The organism is Promineifilum sp. (SeqCode), assembly GCF_041918635.1.
Taxonomy (GTDB): domain Bacteria; phylum Chloroflexota; class Anaerolineae; order Promineifilales; family Promineifilaceae; genus Promineifilum.
On record NZ_JAYRVJ010000647.1, the window covers coordinates 1 to 1,659 of the forward strand.

The window sequence follows — 1,659 nt, forward strand, 5'->3', positions numbered from 1 at the left end:
CCGCCGGTGGCGTCCTGCAACTCCACCTCGATCACCGCCGCCGGGTCGAGGGCGATACGCTCCAGATAGGCCACCGTGCCCGTCAGCGTGCCGGTCAGCTCGCCGCCGGTCGCCCCACCCGTGGCGGGGAAGACCATGACCTCCAGGCCGCTCAGAGGCGCGCCGCCGGTGATGACCGGTATGCCCGTCTGGGAGGCATAGGTCGTCACGCCGTCCACGTCGATGCGGGCCGTGACCACGTAGGTGCGCGTGGCATCGATCTGTGTCCCGTCGAAGGGCACTTCGAAGGCGAAGGGCTGCTGCTGCCCCTCGCTGTTGATCGTCTGGGTGGCGATGACCGCTTCCGGCGCGCCGTCCGCGCCTAGCCGCTGCACGTCCACGGTGATGACGGCATTGGGGGGCAGCGCCGAGCGATCCAGGTAAGTCACCACGCCGCTGATGATGGTGGGCTGGGTGGATTGGGCAACCGTACCAACGGCCGCCTGTTGCTCAGCCGCGCCGCACGCCGCCAGGAGGAGCGCCGCTGTCAGCAAGACGAGCAGCGCCGCTATCGAGTGAGTTCTTTGTGTTTTCATGGGTTCGACTCCTTGTTCTATGTAGACTGTTCATCGCTCCATTCAGAGAAGGCGCAGCTATTATGCAGGAATTCGCCCCACATGGCACGCTTTTCACCGGTAGGGGTAGAGCAATCGCATACACGGTAGCACAGCCTGTCAGGCTGTGACGGCGCGGCCTCCATGCGCGAAAAGGCAGCCGCGGCTGCGACAGCCGAGACAGGCTGTGCTACAGGGAAGAGGCAGCCTGACAGGCTGCGCTACACGGTATGCGATTGCTCTGTATGGAGTACAATTCGCGGATGACTCTCCAGAGAGGACTATGACCGAGACGCCATCCACCGACGAGCCAACCCAACTACGCGCCGCCATGGCCGCCCTGGAGGCGCAACGGCCGCTTCTGGGCAACGCCGTGGTCGAGCCTGCCCTGGCCGCCATGCGCGGGCGGCTGGCCGCGCTGGCCCGCCCCGAGCCGCGCCGCAAACAGGCCACCGTCCTCTTCGCCGACGTGGTGGGCTTCACCGCGCTGGCCGAGATGCGCGACCCGGAGATCGTCGCCCAGGTCGTCAACGACCTGTGGGCGCGCGTCGACGCCGCCATCCTGGCCCACGGCGGGCGCATCGACAAGCACATCGGCGACGCGGTCATGGCCGTCTGGGGGCTGGACGCGGCCGGCGAGGACGACGCCGAGCGGGCCGTGCGCGCCGCGCTGGCGATGCAGGCCGACGTTGACCGCTGCTGCCAGCTGTTCGGCGCGCCGCTGGCGTTGCGCGTCGGCCTCCACACCGGTCTGGTCATCGTCGACCGCGTCGGCGACACGGCTGAACAGACCGTCATCGGCGAGACAGTCAACCTGGCCAGCCGCATCGAGTCCGCCGCGCCGGCCGGCGGCATCCTCATCTCCCACGCCGCCTACCGCCACGTGCGCGGCGTCTTCGACGTGGAGTCGCGCGAGCCGCTGGCCGTGAAGGGGGTGGCCGAGCGCGTCGTCGTCTACCGGGTGCTGGCGGCCAAACCGCGCGCCTTCCGGTTGGGGACGCGCGGCGTCGAGGGAGTCGAGACGCGCATGATCGGCCGCGACGCCGAATTGGGGGCGCTGCAGGCG

Annotated in this window: 2 protein-coding genes; one reads left to right on the forward strand and one right to left on the reverse strand. The window is 69.0% G+C overall.

The window, feature by feature from the left end:
• Positions 1-575 (reverse strand): YbaY family lipoprotein (locus ACE3UY_RS19040; RefSeq protein ID WP_374689062.1); only part of this gene is annotated, 575 nt, incomplete at its 3' end.
• 301 nt (positions 576-876) lie between these two features.
• Here ACE3UY_RS19040 and ACE3UY_RS19045 point away from each other — a divergent pair.
• Positions 877-1,659, forward strand: a 783-nt coding sequence (locus ACE3UY_RS19045) for an adenylate/guanylate cyclase domain-containing protein (protein WP_374689063.1), incomplete at its 3' end; no start/stop codon positions are given.